The organism is Chryseobacterium electrogenes (assembly GCF_053553015.1).
The window spans coordinates 1,364,197-1,384,655 of the sequence record NZ_JBNPPB010000002.1; the positions used below are offsets into that span (position 1 = coordinate 1,364,197).

Sequence of the window (20,459 nt, forward strand, 5' to 3'; positions counted from 1 at the left end):
CTATGAAAAAGCTACAAAAACATTGGTTTTAATTAGAGAAATATTATACAACCATTAGTTCAGAATTATAATCCGTAAAGCTAATTAAGTTAACAAAATCAATATTACAAATTGTTTATTAAAAATCATTATTTATATTTATAGAAGTTATTAACGTGATGTTCACTAAATTAGAAAGTTAGAGAAAAATGCTTACTTATTAAAGCGAATAGAAATTAATACTTTTCATTAATTATTTTAAAATATTTTCGTATAAAATAAAAAGTGCCACCAAGCAATATAAAAAACTAATAATCAAACAAATAAGATATTCAACATTCAATTTAATAACATTTCAGTTAATGTAATCATGACGATCAAATGACTGAACAGCGTATTTTTTCTACATTTCTTCAAACGGCTACAAGCCTATTAAGATAAAATCATTATTTTTGCAACTTTAATATATACAAGATGTTCAATAGTTTACAAGACAAGTTAGATAAAGCACTACATAATATCGCCGGACGTGGCAAGATTACAGAAATTAACGTTGCCGAAACTGTTAAAGAAATCCGACGTGCCTTGGTAGATGCCGATGTTAACTATAAAGTAGCGAAAGATCTTACCAAAAGAGTACAAGACAAAGCCATTGGCGAAAACGTTTTGACTTCTCTTACACCAGGGCAACTTATGACCAAAATCGTCCATGACGAATTGGTAGATTTAATGGGTGGTACACAAGAAGGCATTAATCTTTCTGACAAACCAACTATTATCTTAATTGCTGGACTACAAGGATCTGGTAAGACAACTTTTTCTGGTAAATTAGCTAATTATCTTAAACAAAAAAGAAGCAAAAAACCACTTTTGGTTGCTTGTGATGTTTACAGACCTGCCGCAATAGATCAGCTAAAAGTACTTGGAGGACAGACTGGTATCCCTGTATATACAGAAGACGGAAATCTTAACCCAGTTAACATTTCTGAAAATGCGATTCAATTTGCGAAACAAAACAACCACGATGTTGTTATCATAGATACTGCAGGGCGACTTGCGATAGATCAAGAAATGATGAACGAGATAAGAAACGTTCATCAAGCTGTAAAACCTACAGAAACACTTTTTGTTGTTGACTCTATGACAGGGCAAGATGCGGTAAACACTGCAAAAGCCTTTAATGATGTTCTTAACTATAATGGTGTTGTATTAACCAAGTTAGACGGTGATACACGAGGTGGAGCTGCATTAACAATTAGATCTATTGTTAATAAGCCTATCAAATTTATCTCAACGGGAGAAAAAATGGAAGCTTTAGATCTTTTCTACCCAGAAAGGATGGCAGACAGAATACTAGGGATGGGAGATGTTGTGTCTTTAGTAGAAAGAGCACAAGAACAGTTTGACGAAGAAGAAGCTAAAAAACTTCATAAAAAAATTGCCAAAAACGAATTTGGTTTTGATGATTTCTTAAAACAAATTAATCAAATCAAAAAAATGGGTAACATGAAAGACCTTATGGGTATGATCCCAGGTGTTGGCAAAGCAATTAAAGATGTGGATATTAGCGATGACGCCTTCAAACATATTGAAGCCATCATCCACAGTATGACACCAGATGAGAGAAGAAGACCATCAATCATAAATGTCCCAAGAAAACAACGTATCGCTAAAGGTGCGGGTAGAAAATTAGAAGAAGTTAATCAATTGATGAAACAATTTGAACAAATGGGAAAAATGATGAAGATGATGCAAGGACCTCAAGGTAAGCAGATGATGCAGATGATGAGCAAAATGCCTAATATGCCTGGCGCTGGTGGCAATCTTTTTGGGAAGTAAAAACCTATAACAAACAACTAATTATAAACACATTATGGAAAACACAAACGAAAATTTTAACAACCAGATACCATATAAGTCTGAAAAAAAGGTTGCTGCTGGTATTTTAGCTATTTTATTAGGAGCATTTGGCGTGCACAAATTTTACCTTGGATACACAAAAGCTGGAGTAATACAATTAATACTTACCTTCGTAACTTGCGGATTAACAAGTATTATTGGACTAATAGAAGGAATTCTTTACCTAACCAAATCTGATGAAGAATTTGACAACTTATATGTGAAGAATAAAAAAGAATGGTTTTAATTTAAATCAAAACCAATCCCCTTATAACTCTCAGATATTTTCTGAGAGTTTTTTTATTTAAAATCACAAAAAAAAGAGCCATCTTAATGATGACTCTTCAATATTGTTTTGATAAAAAATCTTATTTAAAAAGATATTTAACTCCAAAATTAACAGCACCGAAGTCAACACCGAATTTGTAGTTTTCTACTCTTTCAGCATTTTTTAACTTGTCAGATCTGTAACCGAATTCACCAACTGAAGCTTCGATAGTCCAGTTAGGAGCAACGATATAATCGATACCTGGCTTAACAACAACACCGTAAGAAGTGAAATCATTTTTAGCAGTACTATTACCTAGTTCAACTTTAGTTTGACCAAATGCCATTGGCACTGATAATTGACCAAATAATAAGAATTTTTCGCTAGCATTCCAGTATTTTCTTACGAAAGGCTCTACTACAAATGCAGACGCTGAAGTTTTAGCTTTTACTAAAGCTGCTGTATTTTCACTTGAGTTATAATTGTAACCTACACCTAGACCTACTGCTAAGTTAGGAGCTACGAAGTAACCAAAAGTTGGAACTACTGAGAACTTATCAGTTTCAACTTTGCTATTATTGTCTTTTTGTCCGTTGTAACCTACGTTACCTGAAATAAACATTGTCCCTTCACCAATTTGTGCATTTACTGCGCTGAAAAGTGCTAAAGCACCTACTAATAATAACTTTTTCATAATGAAATAATTTTTGAACCGCAAAATTAAATATTAAGATTAATTTAACATTATATTAATATATACAAAATGCTAAAAATGACAAGTATCAGAATATTAAAAAAAAAGGCCAAAAAATTACATATTTTATACATTTTAAAATCTATACATCAAATACAAATTCTATGTATTTTTTTTTATTTTTAATTATAAAAAAATCAATTATAAAAGCATATACGCGATATATTACAAAACAAAAATTACAGAATTAAGACATACTTCACCGCTTATTATTTAACTAAAATTAACCTACACCAACAAAAAAAGCTACCAAAACTGGCAGCTTTCTATATTTTAAATGTAAATTCTAGAACTTATATGCGTACCCCACATTAATTGAGGAAAGAGTACTACCATCCTTACTCATACCTTTATAAGAAAAATAAAGGTCATTTTTAACATCTAAGGAATAACCAACTTTTGGCTGGTAATAAAAAGCTCCTCCATCTGAGTTCTTTCCTGTAGAAAAAGCATAACCAATATCTGCTCCAACAAAGAACTTATCAAAACCATATTGCCCCGTTGCTGCTAATGGAATTATTCCACCACCTACATTATATGTTGTCGCGGGTAATATTACCTGTCCATTAAAAACAATTGCATCCATCTTGATATCTTTTCCAAAATAATGAGAATAACCTGTAGTTATCCCTAAATCAAAATTTTCTGCAATTCTCCACGTATAAGCAACATCTGCACCTGCATTAAAATCCAAGCCATCGCTCGCATCTCCTACAGGAAGCCCAATATGAGCTCCTAATTTAAAACCACCATCTGTCTGAGCATTAACTACTCCAAAAAATGCCAAAGCACCAATTAATAATAATTTTTTCATTTATTGAATTTTTAATACAACAAATATATAAATTTTAGTTAATTATCAATCATTATAACTCAATAAATTTAATTTATACTAAAAATAATCAAAATAATAGAATAAAAAACACCAGTCAGACAACAAGAATTAATCTTGTCTATTTTTTTTATCTTCATGATTGTAAGCAACGATAATTTTTTTGACAACAGGGTGACGTACAACATCGTTTTCGTCCAGGTGTACAAATCCTATTTCTTCTATATCTTTCAAAATTCTCATAGACTCACGCAATCCAGATTGTTGATTTTTAGGTAAATCTACTTGGCTAGGATCTCCTGTGATAATAAATTTTGCGTTCATCCCCATTCTGGTAAGAAACATTTTCATCTGAGAATGCGTGGTGTTTTGTGCTTCGTCCAAAATTACAAAAGCATCATCGAGTGTTCTCCCTCTCATAAAAGCCAAAGGCGCCACTTCTATTACTTTTTTCTCCATAAAACCTTCTAACTTCTCATGCGGAATCATATCTCGCAAAGCATCATATAGTGGTTGCAAATATGGATCTAACTTTTCCTTAAGATCTCCAGGTAAGAAGCCTAGACTTTCTCCCGCTTCTACTGCTGGTCTTGTTAACACAATACGCTTAACTTCCTTATCTCGTAATGCTCTTACAGCCAGAGCGACACTTGTGTAAGTCTTACCTGTACCTGCTGGCCCAATTGCAAAAATCATATCTTTTTTCTCAGACGTTTTTACTAATTTTTTCAGGTTAGCTGTTTTGGCTTTTATAACCTTTCCGTTAACGCCTTTTACAATGATATCTTGATCAAAAACCAATTGTTTTTCGACATCATTTTTCAAGCGTAGTATTGCTTCAACATTCTTAAGATCAATAGAGTTATGCTTAGATATGAAAGAGACAATATCGTCCAATCTCTCGCGTAATAAATCTAAGGTCTCCTGATTACCCATCGCAAAAATATAATTATCTCGACCTGTAATCTTGAGCGTAGGAAAAGTAGATTTTATAAGATTAAAATATTGATTTTGTACACCATAAAAGATCTTGGTATCAATACCAGAAAGTTCATAATTAATTTCAAACATATATTAGTCGTAAGTGTTTATATAACAAATATAGCAATTGATTCATGAATTAATTGTGCTCAACGATACATTTATATTAATTTTGTAGAAAATAGAAGTTTCGAGATGCCTGTAATAACCCTTACATCAGATTATGGATTGATAGACCACCGTGTTGCCGCCATAAAAGGAAAAATATTAACTCAAAATGAGAATGCAAAAATCGTTGATATTACACACGGTATTACGGCTTATAACCTTTTGCAAGCAGCTTATATTGTAAGAGGAGCTTTTAAAAACTTTCCTACAGGTAGCATACATATCCTTAGCGTTGATAGCTTTTATCATAAAGATAGAAAAAACCTACTCTACAAGGTTGATGGTCATTATTTCATTTGTGCTGACAATGGATTAATGAGTCTTATCTTTTTCGATATCAAACCAGAATATATTTTTGAGTTAACACTTAATAATAGATTTGATGATGTGATTAGCTTTACTTCAACTGACATTTTTGTACCAGCAGCACTGCATCTATACCAAGGAGGATTACCCGAAATTATTGGCAGACCTATCAAGGATGTAAAAACCCATTCTTTCCCAAGAGCCGTCTACAATGATAAAATGATTATAGGTGAGGTGATGTATATTGACAATTTCGGTAACGTTGTTTCTAACATTAGCCGTAAGTTTTTTGATAAACATGCTAAAAATGCAGAGAGCTATGTGATTAAATTCCGAAATATAGGTCTAACCAAAATCTACGATCAATATACCGATATTGTCAAGCAATGGGAGAACGAGCATGAATCTCACGGGAAGTCAGCCGTAATTTTTAACGAAAATGATCTCTTGGAAGTTACCATCTACAAGGGAAGCCTTCATAATGGCGCTTACTCTTTATTAGGAATGAATAGAGGTGAAAAGATCTATATAGAATTTGAGTAACCAAGACTTCATAAGATTACATTAATAAGAATTATATTTGCATAAATTTTCGATAACTTATGTTATACACGATTATCAAAGCCTTACATATTATATTTATGGTAAGTTATTTTGCTGGGATTTTTTATTTGGCAAGATTATTTGTCTACTATAAAGACACGGATGATTTCGAAACAACAAAACAATCTATCCTTCGTGAGCAATATGCTTTTATGGCAAAAAGATTATGGAATATCATCATTGTTCCCGCTGGTAGTATCATGCTAACTGCAGGATTATTAATGATTTTTCTTAACGCAGGATTAATGAAAATGCCATGGTTTCATCTTAAGTTAACCTTCCTAATTGGGCTTCTAGCCTATCATACTTGGTGCTGGAAAAAACTTAAGTTAATGCAAAACCTACAAGGAAAGACCTTCCCTATTCCTAATATCAAACTAAGACAGATTAACGAAATCGCAACTTTCATATTATTTGCCGTTGTTTTTACTGTGATACTAAAATCTTGGGTTATTGATTATTGGTGGCAATTATTACTAGGATTTTTCGTTGTGGTAATACTCATTATGAGCACTGTAAAACTCGTTAATAAAAATAAAAAATAACCTCCCTCATATACTATGTTTGCATTATTAAAAAAAGAACTTTGGACCTACTTTGGCAATTGGAGTGCATGGGTTATCATTGCGGCTTTCAGTCTAATTTCGGCTTTATTTTTATTCTTTTTTGAGAATAATTATAACTTTTTCGATATCGGAAGCGCATCATTACAAAGCTTTTTTGTACTAGCACCTTGGTTGCTGATGTTTATTATACCTGCTATTAGTATGAGATCTCTGGCAGAAGAGCAACAATCTGGTACATTATCATGGCTATTTTCTCAACCTATAAAAATATCAGAAATAATTGCTGGTAAATTTTTGTCGGTCTGGATAATTGGCATTCTTTGCCTCATCCCATCTATTGTCTATTATTATACCATTTTTGTTTTGGGTATCCCAGAAGGCAATATAGACAATGGCATGACCATAGGAAGTTATGTTGGGCTCATTATTTTAATCGGTGGATTTTCTGCCATTGGGATTTTAGCATCTTCTATCTCTTCTAACCAAATTATGGCATTTTTGATAGGAGTATTAGCTTGCTTTATATTTTATTTCGGGATAGAACAATTGGCAAGTTACAAACTTCTTGGCAGTGCAGATTTCATCTTACAAAATATCGGTTTTTACCAACATTTCACATCCTTTACAAGAGGATTAATAGATACAAGAGATGTGTTTTATTTCTTACTAATCATTGGGATATGCCTAGGATTAGCACAATATTTTGTTTGGAAGAAAAAATAACAACTCACTATTTCAATTTGAAATCAGCCTCATGAACAAAAATAAAATCATATATATAATTCTCGCCTTAGTATTAATATTAGGCGCTTCTGGAGTATTTTACAAACGCTTTGACCTGACTAAAGAGAAACGTTACACACTCTCTGACGCTACCGTTAAAACCTTAAAATCGGTTAACAAACCTATGATGATAGAAGTCTATCTCGATGGTGATTTTCCGGCTTCTTTTAAACAATTACAGAATGAAACCAAATTTCTTTTGGATGAATTCCGAAAGATAAATCCTAAAATTGATTATAAATTCCGAGATCCTATTGCAGAAAAAATCCCAATGGACACGCTGCAAGCCATGGGCATGGAACCATCCGTTTTGCCAGATATTAAAGATGGTAAAGTGTCTAATATCACCTTATTTCCTTATGCAGCAATAAAGTATGACGACTTTGGGTTTTCTTTACCATTAATCATACAACAATCTGGGATTGACGCAGCAGAACAGCTTAATAAATCCATAGAAAACCTAGAATATAACTTTGCATCTAACATCAAGGCAATGACGGAAGAGCACAAAAAAAACATAGGCTTTCTCGTTAATCAAGACGAATTAGGTAAAAATGAATTTACCAGCTTCGTAGATATGGCATTAGAAAATTATAATATCGGGCCAATTATCCCAAAAAACAAAACCGAATTATCATTAGACGACCTACCGCAACTGAAACAGATGGACGCACTGGTTATTGCAAAACCAAGAAAACCTTTTACAGATAACGAAAAGGTAATTTTGGATCAATACATCATGAATGGCGGAAAAACACTTTGGATGTTAGATGCAGTAAATGCAGAAATGGATACATTATTCCGATCAAAAAAAATAATGGCTTATCCTGTTGATCTTAACTTAACAGATTTTATGTTTAACTATGGTATTAGGATTAATGCAGGTCTGGTAAAAGATATGAAACAATCAGCTTTGCTAAGATTAGTAACTGGTGAAGTTGCAGGAAACCCACAATACACAAGCCTTATGTGGCCTTATTTCCCGTTAGGCATGAGCAATAAAAATAATCCTATTACCAAGAATATTAATCCTGTAAAATTAGAATTTCCAACTTCTATTGATACATTGGGAAGAAAAAATATAAAGACTAATGTACTTTTTGAGTCTAGTGATCGCACAACAGCAAAGACAGTACCCAACTATGTTGCATTATCAGAAATGGTTAATGTAGATAGTCTAGGCGAGCGAGAGCAACCAACCACTCCGAAAATTTTTGCAGTATCACTTCAAGGGAAATTCTCTTCTGCCTACTCTACAAGAAGCGAAAAAAATAATTTCCCCGGCTTTAAAACATCAAGCCCAGATAATAAAATGATTGTAATTGCAGATGGTGACATTGCCAAAAATCAGATAATGAAGGGACAAGCGATGCCATTGGGATTTGACTTTCTCACGCAACAACGTTATGGTAATGAGCAATTTTTAAGAAACGCTTTAGACTATTTATTGGACGATTCTAATCTCATGCAACTCAGAAATAGAAATATAGAAATGCGCCTCTTAGATAAGCAACGTATTAATGAAGAACGTCAACAATGGCAGTGGCTTAATCTACTTTTACCATTGGCTATTATTAGTATTTTGGCAGGATTATTTTATTGGCTTCGACAAAAGAAATTTTCTTAAATAATAATTAATGTCTGCAAAAATATGCAGACATTTTTTTGTTATTATATTACTGAAAACAGTTGATTAAATTCTATTTTTTTACTATATTCGTTATTGATAAATAGCCCAATTACACAAATGGTTTACGATTTAGAAAAAGAAAATAAAGAGATTCTTGCACGTTACAAGGATCTTATTGCCAATACGTACAGAACATTGGATGAAGAGCAAAATAAGCTCATAAGAAAAGCGTTTGACATTGCCTTAGACGCTCACAAAGACCAGCGCAGAAAAACCGGAGAACCCTACATTTATCATCCGATAGAAGTAGCAAAAATTGTGGCTAATGAGATTGGACTTGGTGCAACAAGTATTGCTTGTGCCTTGCTTCATGATGTTATAGAAGACTCAGAATATACTTACGATGATTTAGAAAAAATCTTCGGCAAAAAGATCGCAGGTATTGTTAACGGCCTCACCAAAATATCGGTTATGAATAGCCAGAATATTTCGGTACAATCAGAAAATTACAGAAAATTACTATTGACCTTGTCAGAGGATTTCCGAGTGATTTTAATAAAGATTGCGGACAGACTTCACAATATGCGTACTCTAGAGAGTATGCGCCCTGATAAGCAGAAAAAAATCGCCTCAGAAACTGCTTACATCTATGCGCCAATGGCTCATCGTCTCGGACTTTACAATATCAAATCTGAGTTAGAAGACCTTTCTTTAAAATATAATAATCCTGAAGTCTATAATGAGATTCTTAACAAATTAGAATCCGCTAAAGGTGGTAGAGAAAAGTATGTTGAAGAGTTTAAAAAAGAAGTTTCTGAACAGTTAAATGAAGAAAATCTTAATTTCACCATAAAAGGTCGTGCCAAAGCCATTAGTTCTATTTATAGAAAAATGCTTAAGCAAAATGTAACTTTTGAGGAAGTTTTTGATAATTATGCCATTAGGATTATATATAAATCTGATATTAAAAATGAAAAATTTCTCGCTTGGAAAATATATTCTATAGTAACAGATCTTTACCAGAGTAATCCATCCAGAATGCGTGATTGGATCTCTCAACCACGTTCTACAGGTTATGAAAGTCTCCATCTTACTGTTATGGGACCAGACAAGCGCTGGATAGAAGTACAGATCCGTAGTGAGCGTATGAATGAAATCGCAGAAAAAGGTGTTGCTGCCCATTACAAATATAAAGAAGGCTTTAACAAAAACTCTGACGAGCAGAATTTTGACCGTTGGGTTACAGAAATAAGAGCTGTCCTAGAGCAACAACAAGACCTTTCTACATCAGAACTTTTGGATAATATAAAGCTTAACCTTTACTCCAAAGAAGTTTTCGTATTTACCCCCAAGGGCGAGATAAAAATTCTTCCTGTTGGTGCTACAGCACTAGACTTTGCATTTTCTGTACACACAGATCTCGGCATGAAATGTCTGGGCGCAAAAGTTAATGGCAAATTAGTCCCAATAAGTTATAAACTACAAAACGGAGATCAGATTGATATCATATCTTCCCAAAATCAAAGACCAAAGGCAGATTGGTTAGATATTGTAGTCACTTCGAAAGCTAAATCTAAGATTAAAAATATTCTCAACTCTGAGAAAAATAACATCACCGCAGAAGGTAAAGAAATCCTGCAACGCAAGATGCGCCATGCTAAGCTTAACTTTAATGATGATGAAATTAACAAAATTCAGAAATTTTTTAATCTTAAAACGTCGCAAGATCTTTTTATTGGTTTCCAAGATGGGACTTATGAGATGAGCGACCTTAAGCGTTACTCTGACAGTCGAGGATTAATAAATAATCTACTGCAACGTTTTCGTAAATCACCTAATCAAAAGAACGTTCACATTACCGATACGCCAGAAACGGATCTAGACATGATTGTTTTTGGTAAAGATGAAGAAAAACTTAATTATTCTTTTGCTAAATGTTGCTCGGTAATTCCTGGCGACAAGATTTTTGGATTTATTACAATTTCTGACGGAATTAAAGTCCATAACGATAACTGCCCCAATGCAATTAATCTTCGTGCAAATTATGACTATCGTGTTATGGTTGCCAAGTGGGTTAATGCAGAAAGCTTTAAAAACCGTGTGAAAATCGAAATCGAAGGTCTCGATAGAATGGGTATGATTAACGATATTACAGCAGTAATAAGTAACTCCATGTCCATTGATATGAAGAGCATGAGCATTGCTTCTAACGACGGTATTTTTACTGGAAGCATCAACCTTGAGGTTAAAAATAAATCTCAGTTAGAAGAAACTTTCCGTCAACTAAAATCTATTAACGGCGTTAATAAAGTAAAACGAATATAAATTATTGATTATCCATATAATTCCTAAATAGAATTTAATATAAAGTCTATTAGGTCTTATATAAATATATTGACAGGCACGCTCTGAGGATTCTTTTTAGTAAGTACTATCAGAGTGAGCCTATTCTAATAAGTCAGTATATAGAAAATCATAATAAAATAAAACATGATTCTATCTCAATATTTAAAAAAACTATTTTCATCAAGTCAGTCCGCTGGTATCTTATTAATTTTGTGCGTAGTTTTATCCTTAATCATTGCTAATTCTCCTTTAGCAGAGGGATTATCTACTTTATTAAATACCGAAATTGGCATAGAAAGTCTTCATTTAAAATACAGTTTCAGTTCTTGGATTAATGATGGATTAATGACCATTTTCTTTCTGTTAGTTGGTTTAGAAATTAAAAGAGAAATCATCGGCGGCGAATTATCAGATATCAAAAAAGCATCGTTGCCTATCTTTGCAGCTGTTGGCGGAATGGCAATTCCGGCGCTCATCTATTTCGGGATTACTTATCAGACAGACTATCAATCTGGTTGGGGAATTCCTATGGCAACGGACATTGCATTTTCTTTAGCAATTTTATCTTTATTAGGTAAAAAAGTTCCGACTGCACTTAAGGTTTTCTTAGCTGCATTAGCCATTGTAGATGACTTGGGTGCGATATTAGTAATTGCTATTTTTTATACCAACGAAATCAATTGGCTATATTTAGCAGTTTGCGCAGGGATCATAGCTCTTCTATTTTTATTTAACCGATTGAAAATTACCAAGCTGGTTTTCTACATTATTCCAGGGATTTTATTATGGTATTTTATGCATCATTCTGGGATCCATGCTACGATTGCTGGTGTAATATTGGCATTTTGTATTCCTATTAATAATGAAAAAACCAACATTTCACCTTTAGAAAAATTAGAACATAACCTGCATATACCAGTCAGTTTTATTATTATGCCGATTTTTGCTTTTGCAAATACTAATATCCATATTAATCCAGAGATATTTTCAACATTAATTAATCCTTTAAGCTTAGGTATTTTTGGAGGATTAGTCATTGGGAAAGTTATAGGCATCAATCTTTTATCATATATCGCTATCAAACTAAAGATAAGCACTTTGCCCGAAAATAGTCAGTGGTCACAGATTATTGGTGTAGGATTTTTGGCTGGAATTGGATTTACGATGTCTATTTTTATATCGTTGTTATCATTCCCTAATCAGATTGACATCCAGGATGAAGCAAAAATTTCAATTTTGTTGGCTTCTTTGGTTTCTGGTGCTTTAGGATATAGTATTTTACATTTGACCTCAAAAAAAAATAACTCAATAATCTAATCTCGATTTTCTAAATAATATTCGTCAGAATAACGTTGCACATGCATTTCTTCCTGGATGATTTTATCAAGTTTGACTTTTTTAATGGCTAGATTAAGTTCGTTACCCAACAGTACTAACATCACATTAATATTAACCCAAACCATGACCAAAATTATCGATCCAATTGAGCCATACAATACGTTATAACGTGCAATATTAGCAACATAAATGGCGAAAAAATACGTTAAGGCGACAAATAAAGTTGTGGTTAAAATAGCGCCAGGAACAGCTTCTCGAAATTTAGTAATCTTAAGACAACCTACCCAGTAGAATAAGGTTAAAAGGATAAAATAAAGCAATGGGAAAGAAATAAAACTGATAATTTTGGACAAATTATCTACCAACCAACTGATATTATATTCTGGCGTAAACAGTTTCAGAACTACTTCGCTGTAATAAACCCCAAACAAAGAAAACATAATAAGCGCAATAAAAGACAATGTAATCCCCATTGCCAATAGATAACCTTTGAAAAAACCACGTTTAAGTTCAGTATTATGATTAAAACCATTAATCAATGAATAAGCGCCATTAGTCGCAAAAATAAAAACCATAACAATCGTAAGATTACTAATACTTTTCATGTTAGGAATAATACTTTTTTGTATATAATTGCTCACATCCTCCTGCATATGCGACGGGAAAACGTTGTGCATCAACACTTCGAAAATATAAAATTGAAGCTTATCATAATGCGGCATATAAGGTAAAATAGACAAGACAAAAAGAATGAACGGAAAAAGACTTAAGAAGAAACTCCACGATATACTCGCCGCCTGCCTGCCCAAAGGTTTGTTGAAAACACCATCAAAATAAACCGCCATCATCTGATAAAAAGAAATACCCAACCCCGGAATTATAATCTGGTTTAGAAAATCTCGGATTTTTGTGATAAATTTGGGTAATTTTTTAGTCATAACATTCATTTGCGAAACAAAGATAACAAATGCGAATTAATTTAATCTGCATCGGGAAGACCGATGACAAAGAAATCACCAATCTTACACAATATTACATCCCGAGATTACCAAAACACTGGAATTTCAACCTGATAGAATTGCCAGACATCAAGAATGTTAAAAATCTAACGCCTGATTCTTTAAAAAAAGAAGAAGCTAAATTGTTCAAAAACCAAATTGACAATACAGATATTAACATTCTCTTAGACGAAAAAGGAAAGCAATTTACCAGCCGAGAGTTTTCTCAAAAAATAGATTTCTGGATGGGAAGTTCTGTTAAAAAAATCAATTTCTTAGTCGGTGGTGCCTATGGATTTTCTGATGAAATATATGCCCTTGCCAACGAAAAAATATCATTATCCAAGATGACTTTTACGCATCAGATGATCAGATTATTTTTTGTAGAACAGATCTATCGTGCGTCCACAATCTTACAAGGAAAGCCTTATCATAACGATTAATTTATAACTTAAACCCAATCTGACACGTAAGATCTTTAACCGATTTTTTGTAGTTGAGGAAATAATTAACCCCAATCATCCAAGTTAAGATAAAAACATAGATCATGATAAAATTCCAAATACTATTATACTCAATAGACTGACCTCCAGTCAATTGCACCAAACCTTGATAGTAAGCATCGAAACGATCATCAAAGCCGATAAAGTTATAGATCAAAATATAAAATCCAGAAAGCAAAAGAATCATGCTACCACGTTGATAAATGCTAATTTTCCGCTTATCTCGATTACTTGCACTCCTCCATACCTTAAAATACCTAAATGCCATAAAAACACTGACAATCAACAAAATACTATCCAAAAGAAATAAAAATCGAGATCCGGCTTTCTTATCCACCAAAGTTAAAACAACAGAAAAAATAAGCAACATCAAAAAATAAAGTACCGATCTTTTGATAATATTGCCATTAACTTTTCGCTCTATATTTCTTTGAAAAACACTTATTTTCTTCAACGGAATATTAATTCTATACACAAGTCGTAGATCCTTTTCCCATGAGGTTTTAACAATATTGAACGCTGTTTCAAAATCTAATTGTTCATCCAGAAGATCTTCAATCTGGGCAAACATATGATCTCTAACTTCCACCAAAATATCTAAGGAAAATTGCTTGGAAACTAAGAACTCTGTAACTTCATTCTTTTGGTCTGCGGTCATCATATATTAAAAATAGTATTAAGGTTAATGAGGTAAGACTTCATCTCTTCTTCTTGGACTTGCTGTTGTTTTTTACCTTTTTCGGTGAGGAAATAATATTTGCGATCACGTCCAGCAACATTTTGAATTTCAGAGAAAATCATTGCATCATGTTCTAATTTATGCAACAAAGGATACAAGGCTCCTTCCGTCATTTCTAACTCTCCTTTGGTTAATTCTTTGGCGCGTTGCGTTAATTGATAACCATACATTTTAGTCTCAGAAGCCAAAAGCTTCAAAATTATATTTTGTAAAGTGCCTTTGTATAAAGCATTCTTTTTTTTCATAATGATGTTGTGCGAAGAAATTTAAACAAAACTTTGAAGATATAATTCCATCAATACCTAACTTTCTTACACATATCAAATATATACATAATTTTCTTATGCATCAATTATTTAACAAAAAAAAACGATACTTTATGAGCATCGTCTGTATATAAATTGAAAAAATATCTTAAAATCAAATAGAATTGAGTTTTTGTTTAGCGATCACATTAAGACTTAATGTTGCAATAAAACCACCCAATAATGTCCCTACAAGAGCACCAAATCCTACATCAAAAGGAAAATGAACACCTAAATAAATTCTACTATACGAGATCAATATCGCCCACAGGAAAATAAAATAAGGGAAAAATCGGTAACGGTCTTTTAACAAAATTGTCATTAATGTAGCTACAAAAAAACTTGTTGCAGCGTGCGCAGAATAGAATCCATATTTTCCGCCGCAGATTACTAATCTCATTTTTGACATTAATTCTTCGTCATGGCAAGGTCTTAGTCTGGCAATTCCGTTTTTGAAAATATTAGCCAACTGATCAGAAATTGCAATACCAATCGCCACAAAAATAATGATAAAAATAAAAGATCGAAGTTTATAACTCTTATAGATCAAATATAAAAGAATCACGTACAACGGAACCCAAATCCATTTATCCGTCAACATCAACCATATATGGTCATAAGTTGGACTTCCTAATCCATTAAGAAATAATAAAAGTTCTCTGTCTCCATTGATAAACTCTTGCATAAATTATCTGCTAACTGGACCTTCGTGCGTATCATCTTCTGCTGGAGTCACTTTAGGCTCTTCTGGCTCTAAGGATTCAGATTTTTTCAGGTCATTAAGTGGATTAAAATCTTGAGCAGATTGTTTCACTTTATCAATTTCTCTTTTAATTTCGGCAACAGGATTATCTGTTTCCTTCATGATTTCAGTTTTAATATCTTCTACGGCGCCACGCATCTTGCGTACACCCTGCCCTAAGCCACGCGCAATTTCGGGTAGCTTATCTGGTCCAAAAAGAACTACGATAGCTAGTGCAATCACTAACATTTCTCCTAAACTTAATTCCATTGTGCAAATTTACAAAACATATTGAACTTCAACATTAACGATTGACTTAAATATTTCTTAAAACCTAAATCTAAGGTGTATTTTTATCTTTAAGCCTTTTATTTTTAGCAAAACTAAAATATGCCACAAAAGCGCTGATCCCCATTAATATAAAACCTAAAAAAAATGGTGCACCCGCAAACTTAAACGGAGCATTATCATGTGTAAAATAATAAAAAATATTAGCCATAAGCGGTGGCCCAACAATAGAAGTCAAGCTCAGTAAACTTGCCAAAGCTCCTTGCAGCTCACCTTGTTCGTTATTAGGAACCTGAGCAGAAATAACAGATTGTAATGCTGGGCCACATATACCACCTAAGCCATAAGGAACTAAAAATGCAAAAAGCATCCAACTTTCGCTCGCAAAAGCCAACAACAACATTCCTATAGAATATAGCATTAATCCGTAATAAATACTTCTTTCATTTCCTAATTTTGGTTGCGTATAACGGATTAACACCCCTTGCACTAGCGCCGCCATTAATCCTGTAATCCCAAGAGAAATACCAATTAATCGCTCTGACCAACCAAATTTGTACATCGTAAAAAATGTCCAATTACTCTGCATGGCATGACTTGCAATATAAACCAATATCAATGCAGAAATTAATCCTAACAATTCTGGATGTTTTCTTAATTGCAATAAAGATCCTATTGGATTGGCGCGTTTCCAATTAAACGGTCTTCGGTTTTCCTTAGAAAGACTTTCTGGCAATACAAAAAGGCCGTACAGAAAATTGACTAGACATAACCCCGAAGCGGCATAAAATGGAACTCTTGCCCCATATTGCCCTAAAATCCCACCAATAACTGGCCCTATTATAAAACCGACTCCAAAGGCTGCGCCCACGAGTCCAAAGTTTTTGGCTCGATCTTCATCGGTAGATATATCAGCAATATAGGCACTTGCGGTGGTAATACTTGCACCAGTAATCCCAGAAAATATTCGGCCAACGAAAAGCCAAAATATCGTCGGTGCAATTGCCTGAATATAAAAATTAATAGCAAAGCCTAATAATGATGCCAAGATAATAGGACGCCGTCCATATTTGTCACTCAGCCCTCCTAATACAGCCGCAAATAAAAACTGCATCACTGCATACAATGTGCCTAACCAGCCTCCATAACGCGCAGCCTCACTGACATCGGCATGAATAAGCTCTTGAATTAATTTTGGAATAACAGGAATAATGATACCCCAACCTGTAATATCTATAAGTAAGGTAATAAAGATGAAGCCTATTGCTGCGGATTTTTGATTTTTTTTCATGCAACTGCGAAGTTATGAATTTCTCACAAACCTCAATTAAAAAGTTCTCGCTCGCGCCCCAGATTGAGTGGCATGTCTGAGCTCGTATTGCTGTAGCCTAGAAAAAGCCATGGCAAAGCAAGACAGCGAGTAACGAAAGCTGGAAATGGCGCCCAAATAAAAAAGCCTTTCAAAGTGAATTGAAAGGCTTTTAAAATATATCTTAATTAAGAATTATTTTTCTATTACAGCATCAACAGATGTCTTACCGCTTAATTTTTCGTCTTTGTCTTTACCTCTTCCTTTAAGGAAATCGTAAGCCGTAGCCGACGCAATAAAGATTGATGAATATGTACCGAAACCAATACCTACCAATAGACAGAACATAAAGCCTCTAAGGTTATCGCCACCAAAGATGAAAATCGCAAGGATTACCAACAAGGTAGTGAATGAGGTATTGAACGTTCTACCAATTGTACTAGAGATAGAATCATCAAATAATCCTGCCAAAGAGATCGCTTTTTTCTCACGGATATACTCTCTAATACGGTCAAAGATAATTACGGTATCGTTAATAGAATATCCTATTACCGTTAATATAGCCGCAATAAAATCTTGATTAATTTCCATATTAAATGGTGCATATCTATAGAATAATGAGTAAACACCCAAAATTACTACAGTATCATGGAATAAACCTGCTACCGCTCCTAATGAGAATTGCCACTTGTCAAATCTCACCAAGATATAGATGAAAATACCTATTAATGATGCAACAACTGCTAAGATACCGTGCGTTGTGATATCATCAGCAACAGTTGGTCCTACTTTAGTAGATGATACGATACCTGCATGGTCTTTGTCAGCACTCTTAAAGTCTGCTAAAGTCATATTAGCAGGAAGATCTGCTTTAATTCCTTCGAAGATTTTTTGTTCTACAGTTTGATCTGCCTTTAGAGATTCGTCATCAATAAGGTAATCTGTAGAGATCTTAAGCTGATTGCTATTACCGAAAGTTTTAGCTTCTACTGCAGAGTTTTTACCATCTTCCGTTTGCATTAATTTTGCAATACCTGCTTCGATTTTTTCTGCATCAACTGGTTTTTCGAATCTGATTACGTAGTTACGTCCACCAGTAAAGTCGATACCAAATTTAAAACCATTAATTGCAATAGATGCAATACTGATTACCATTAATATCGCAGAGAAAATATAAGCATATCTTCTTTTTCCGATAAAATCAATCCAAGTATTTCTGAATAGATTTTTAGTTAATGGCGTCCATACAGAAAGTGATTTACCTTTGTTTAATCTATTGAAGATCATCAATCTTGATAAAAGAACTGACGTGAACAATGTCATAATCAAACCAATAATTAACGTTACCGCAAATCCCTGGATAGGTCCAGTCCCGAAAACATAAAGGATAACTGCCGTAATTAAGGTCGTTAAGTGACCATCAATAATCGCAGAGATTGCATGTTTGAAACCGTCTTTATAAGCTTCTAGGATACTCTTCCCTCGGAAAAGTTCTTCTTTGGTTCTTTCATAAATAATTACGTTGGCATCTACAGCCATTGCCATAGATAATACGATACCCGCAATACCTGGTAATGTTAAAGTAGCGTCAATAGAATCCATAATCCCGAAGATGTAGAACAAGTTAATCACCATCGCAATTACTGCATATACACCTGCACCACCGTAGTAGAAAATGATGTAAACAATAATAATAGCAAAAGCAATTAAGAATGATATAACACCAGCATCAATAGATTCTGCACCCAAAGATGGTCCTACAACATCTGCCTGAACGATTTTAGCTCCTGCTGGTAATTTACCTGCACCTAAAATGTCAGTAAGATCTTTAGCTTCTTGTTGTGTAAAGTTACCAGAAATCTGAGTGCTACCGTTAGGGATGACACCTTGTACATTAGGCGCGGTATACACGCGGTTGTCCAAAGTAACGGCCACTGGCTTACCAACGTTTTTCTCCGTCATGGTTTTCCATTCTTTAGCACCTTTAGAGTCCATTTTCATATCTACAACGATACGGCCAATCTGGTCATAGCTTACATTAGAAGTTTCTACCGCACCATCTACAGGCGCTTTTTGGCTGATGTTACCTCTAATAGCATACAATACAAGATTGTTAGGATCTTCTTTCTCAGTCTTATAACCCCACATAAATTGGGTGTACTTAATGTTAGAAGGTCTAGCATTGATAGCAACAGTACTATTGATGATTTTATTAACAACAGCAGTATCTGATAACTTAACGTTAGCAACACCGTTAGATCTTAACGAATTAATCTGAAGAAGTTTTGAAAAATCAACATTCTTAGAAACGCCCATAGAATCACCTTTTGCACGAACCAATTGTGATACTTGCTCGAAATAAGGATAAACTTCAGGAACTTGTTGTACTTCCCAGAATTGTAATTTGGCAGAAGTTGCCAACATTTTCTTTACTCTATCGATATCTTTGATACCTGGCATCTCTACCAAGATACGTCCTGTACCAGCTACACGCTGTACATTAGGCTGTGTAACACCCATCTTATCGATACGCGTACGGATTACTTCATAAGCTGCCCCTACCGATTGATCTATTTTTTTTCTTACGATACTTTTTACTTGATCATCTGGTGTGTTATACTTAATCTCTGTAAGATTAGTATTACCGAAGATCTCAGGATCTGCAAGTTTTAGGTTAGTACCTTTTTCTTTGTTAACAAGATCAAACTGAGTAAAGAAATCTTCGATAAAAGATTTAGTCGAGTTTCTCTGAGCTTTCTCAGTTCTGTTAAGTGCTTCTATTAATACCGGGTTGGCAGAATAGTTGGTTAAATCGTTAACCAAATCTCTTTGGTTGATTTCCAAAAGCACGTTGATACCTCCTTTCAAATCGAGACCTAACTTCATTTCTTTCTGCTTAGCATCCGCATAATTAAGCTTAGTAAAGCCTAGATTAAGCGTATCCTTAGAAAGTCTTGCAATCTCATCGAGGTATTTTTGTTGGTTATCGCCGGCAACTGCTTTCGCTTCTTTTTCTATTTTGTTGGCATAGAAAGAGGGCAAAAGCTCGTTAAGACAGATGAGTCCTAGTACGATAGCAACTAATGTAACGAGTCCTTTTCCTTGCATTTTCTTACTATATA

General features: G+C 33.9%; 19 protein-coding genes. 9 read left to right on the forward strand and 10 right to left on the reverse strand.

Translation table 11 applies throughout. From position 1 onward, the window contains the following. The first annotated feature begins 453 nt into the window (after nucleotides 1-453). Together ffh and ACQQ6V_RS06300 are read left to right on the forward strand one after the other, a co-directional pair. Nucleotides 454-1,818: a signal recognition particle protein gene (gene ffh, locus ACQQ6V_RS06295; RefSeq protein WP_448844698.1), complete on the forward strand. Its 1,365-nt coding sequence runs from the start codon at nucleotides 454-456 to the stop codon at nucleotides 1,816-1,818. Between the two features lie 34 nt (nucleotides 1,819-1,852). Beyond that, complete coding sequence (locus ACQQ6V_RS06300; protein WP_448844699.1) at nucleotides 1,853-2,125, forward strand: TM2 domain-containing protein; 273 nt, start codon at nucleotides 1,853-1,855, stop codon at nucleotides 2,123-2,125. A gap of 121 nt (nucleotides 2,126-2,246) precedes the next feature. On the opposite strand, the gene ACQQ6V_RS06305 is transcribed toward ACQQ6V_RS06300, so the two are convergent. From ACQQ6V_RS06305 to ACQQ6V_RS06315, 3 genes are all read right to left on the reverse strand, one after another. Further along, nucleotides 2,247-2,840 carry an outer membrane protein gene (locus ACQQ6V_RS06305; RefSeq protein WP_448844700.1) on the reverse strand — a complete coding sequence of 198 codons (594 nt, stop codon included), beginning with the start codon at nucleotides 2,838-2,840 and terminating at the stop codon, nucleotides 2,247-2,249. A 346-nt stretch (nucleotides 2,841-3,186) separates the two neighbouring features. After that, complete coding sequence (locus tag ACQQ6V_RS06310) at nucleotides 3,187-3,714, reverse strand: hypothetical protein (protein WP_448844701.1); 528 nt, start codon at nucleotides 3,712-3,714, stop codon at nucleotides 3,187-3,189. Nucleotides 3,715-3,843: 129 nt separating this feature from the next. Continuing rightward, nucleotides 3,844-4,803, reverse strand: coding sequence for a PhoH family protein (locus tag ACQQ6V_RS06315; protein WP_448844702.1), 960 nt, complete (start codon nucleotides 4,801-4,803; stop codon nucleotides 3,844-3,846). A 105-nt stretch (nucleotides 4,804-4,908) separates the two neighbouring features. Between ACQQ6V_RS06315 and ACQQ6V_RS06320 the strand changes: the two genes are divergently transcribed. The 6 genes from ACQQ6V_RS06320 to nhaA all read left to right on the forward strand — a co-directional run bounded on the left by ACQQ6V_RS06320 (nucleotide 4,909) and on the right by nhaA (nucleotide 12,432). After that, on the forward strand, nucleotides 4,909-5,730 hold the full coding sequence (locus ACQQ6V_RS06320; RefSeq protein WP_448844703.1) for an SAM hydrolase/SAM-dependent halogenase family protein: 822 nt from the start codon (nucleotides 4,909-4,911) through the stop codon (nucleotides 5,728-5,730). Nucleotides 5,731-5,789: 59 nt separating this feature from the next. Then, complete coding sequence (locus ACQQ6V_RS06325; RefSeq protein ID WP_448844704.1) at nucleotides 5,790-6,335, forward strand: CopD family protein; 546 nt, start codon at nucleotides 5,790-5,792, stop codon at nucleotides 6,333-6,335. Between the two features lie 15 nt (nucleotides 6,336-6,350). Then, a complete protein-coding gene (locus ACQQ6V_RS06330; protein ID WP_448844705.1) occupies nucleotides 6,351-7,079 on the forward strand; it encodes an ABC transporter permease subunit in 729 nt (242 codons plus the stop codon). Between the two features lie 31 nt (nucleotides 7,080-7,110). After that, complete coding sequence (gene gldG / locus ACQQ6V_RS06335) at nucleotides 7,111-8,766, forward strand: gliding motility-associated ABC transporter substrate-binding protein GldG (RefSeq protein ID WP_448844706.1); 1,656 nt, start codon at nucleotides 7,111-7,113, stop codon at nucleotides 8,764-8,766. A 120-nt stretch (nucleotides 8,767-8,886) separates the two neighbouring features. Further along, the gene (locus ACQQ6V_RS06340) at nucleotides 8,887-11,094 is read left to right on the forward strand and encodes a RelA/SpoT family protein (protein WP_448844707.1); all 2,208 of its coding nucleotides are present in this window, start codon (nucleotides 8,887-8,889) and stop codon (nucleotides 11,092-11,094) included. Between the two features lie 165 nt (nucleotides 11,095-11,259). Continuing rightward, nucleotides 11,260-12,432: a Na+/H+ antiporter NhaA gene (gene nhaA / locus ACQQ6V_RS06345; protein ID WP_448844708.1), complete on the forward strand. Its 1,173-nt coding sequence runs from the start codon at nucleotides 11,260-11,262 to the stop codon at nucleotides 12,430-12,432. On the opposite strand, the gene ACQQ6V_RS06350 is transcribed toward nhaA, so the two are convergent. Then, nucleotides 12,429-13,391, reverse strand: a complete 963-nt coding sequence (locus ACQQ6V_RS06350; RefSeq protein ID WP_448844709.1) for a YihY/virulence factor BrkB family protein — start codon at nucleotides 13,389-13,391, stop codon at nucleotides 12,429-12,431. The genes nhaA and ACQQ6V_RS06350 overlap by 4 nt on opposite strands. Nucleotides 13,392-13,420: 29 nt before the next feature. On the opposite strand from ACQQ6V_RS06350, the gene ACQQ6V_RS06355 reads away from it, so the two are divergent. Further along, the gene (locus tag ACQQ6V_RS06355) at nucleotides 13,421-13,894 is read left to right on the forward strand and encodes a 23S rRNA (pseudouridine(1915)-N(3))-methyltransferase RlmH (RefSeq protein WP_448844710.1); all 474 of its coding nucleotides are present in this window, start codon (nucleotides 13,421-13,423) and stop codon (nucleotides 13,892-13,894) included. 1 nt (nucleotide 13,895) lies between these two features. Here the strand turns inward: ACQQ6V_RS06355 and ACQQ6V_RS06360 are convergent, their stop codons facing one another. From ACQQ6V_RS06360 to secD, 6 genes are all read right to left on the reverse strand, one after another. Further along, a complete protein-coding gene (locus ACQQ6V_RS06360; RefSeq protein ID WP_448844711.1) occupies nucleotides 13,896-14,615 on the reverse strand; it encodes a hypothetical protein in 720 nt (239 codons plus the stop codon). Next, nucleotides 14,612-14,938 carry a PadR family transcriptional regulator gene (locus tag ACQQ6V_RS06365; protein ID WP_448844712.1) on the reverse strand — a complete coding sequence of 109 codons (327 nt, stop codon included), beginning with the start codon at nucleotides 14,936-14,938 and terminating at the stop codon, nucleotides 14,612-14,614. The genes ACQQ6V_RS06360 and ACQQ6V_RS06365 overlap by 4 nt, the downstream gene beginning before the upstream one ends. Before the next feature lie 175 nt (nucleotides 14,939-15,113). Beyond that, a complete protein-coding gene (locus tag ACQQ6V_RS06370) occupies nucleotides 15,114-15,683 on the reverse strand; it encodes a phosphatase PAP2 family protein (protein ID WP_448844713.1) in 570 nt (189 codons plus the stop codon). A gap of 3 nt (nucleotides 15,684-15,686) precedes the next feature. After that, complete coding sequence (locus ACQQ6V_RS06375) at nucleotides 15,687-16,010, reverse strand: Sec-independent protein translocase subunit TatA/TatB (RefSeq protein ID WP_448844714.1); 324 nt, start codon at nucleotides 16,008-16,010, stop codon at nucleotides 15,687-15,689. Nucleotides 16,011-16,080: 70 nt separating this feature from the next. Beyond that, complete coding sequence (locus ACQQ6V_RS06380) at nucleotides 16,081-17,319, reverse strand: TCR/Tet family MFS transporter (RefSeq protein ID WP_448844715.1); 1,239 nt, start codon at nucleotides 17,317-17,319, stop codon at nucleotides 16,081-16,083. Between the two features lie 213 nt (nucleotides 17,320-17,532). Beyond that, on the reverse strand, nucleotides 17,533-20,445 hold the full coding sequence (gene secD / locus ACQQ6V_RS06385) for a protein translocase subunit SecD (RefSeq protein WP_448844716.1): 2,913 nt from the start codon (nucleotides 20,443-20,445) through the stop codon (nucleotides 17,533-17,535). Nucleotides 20,446-20,459: the final 14 nt, after the last annotated feature.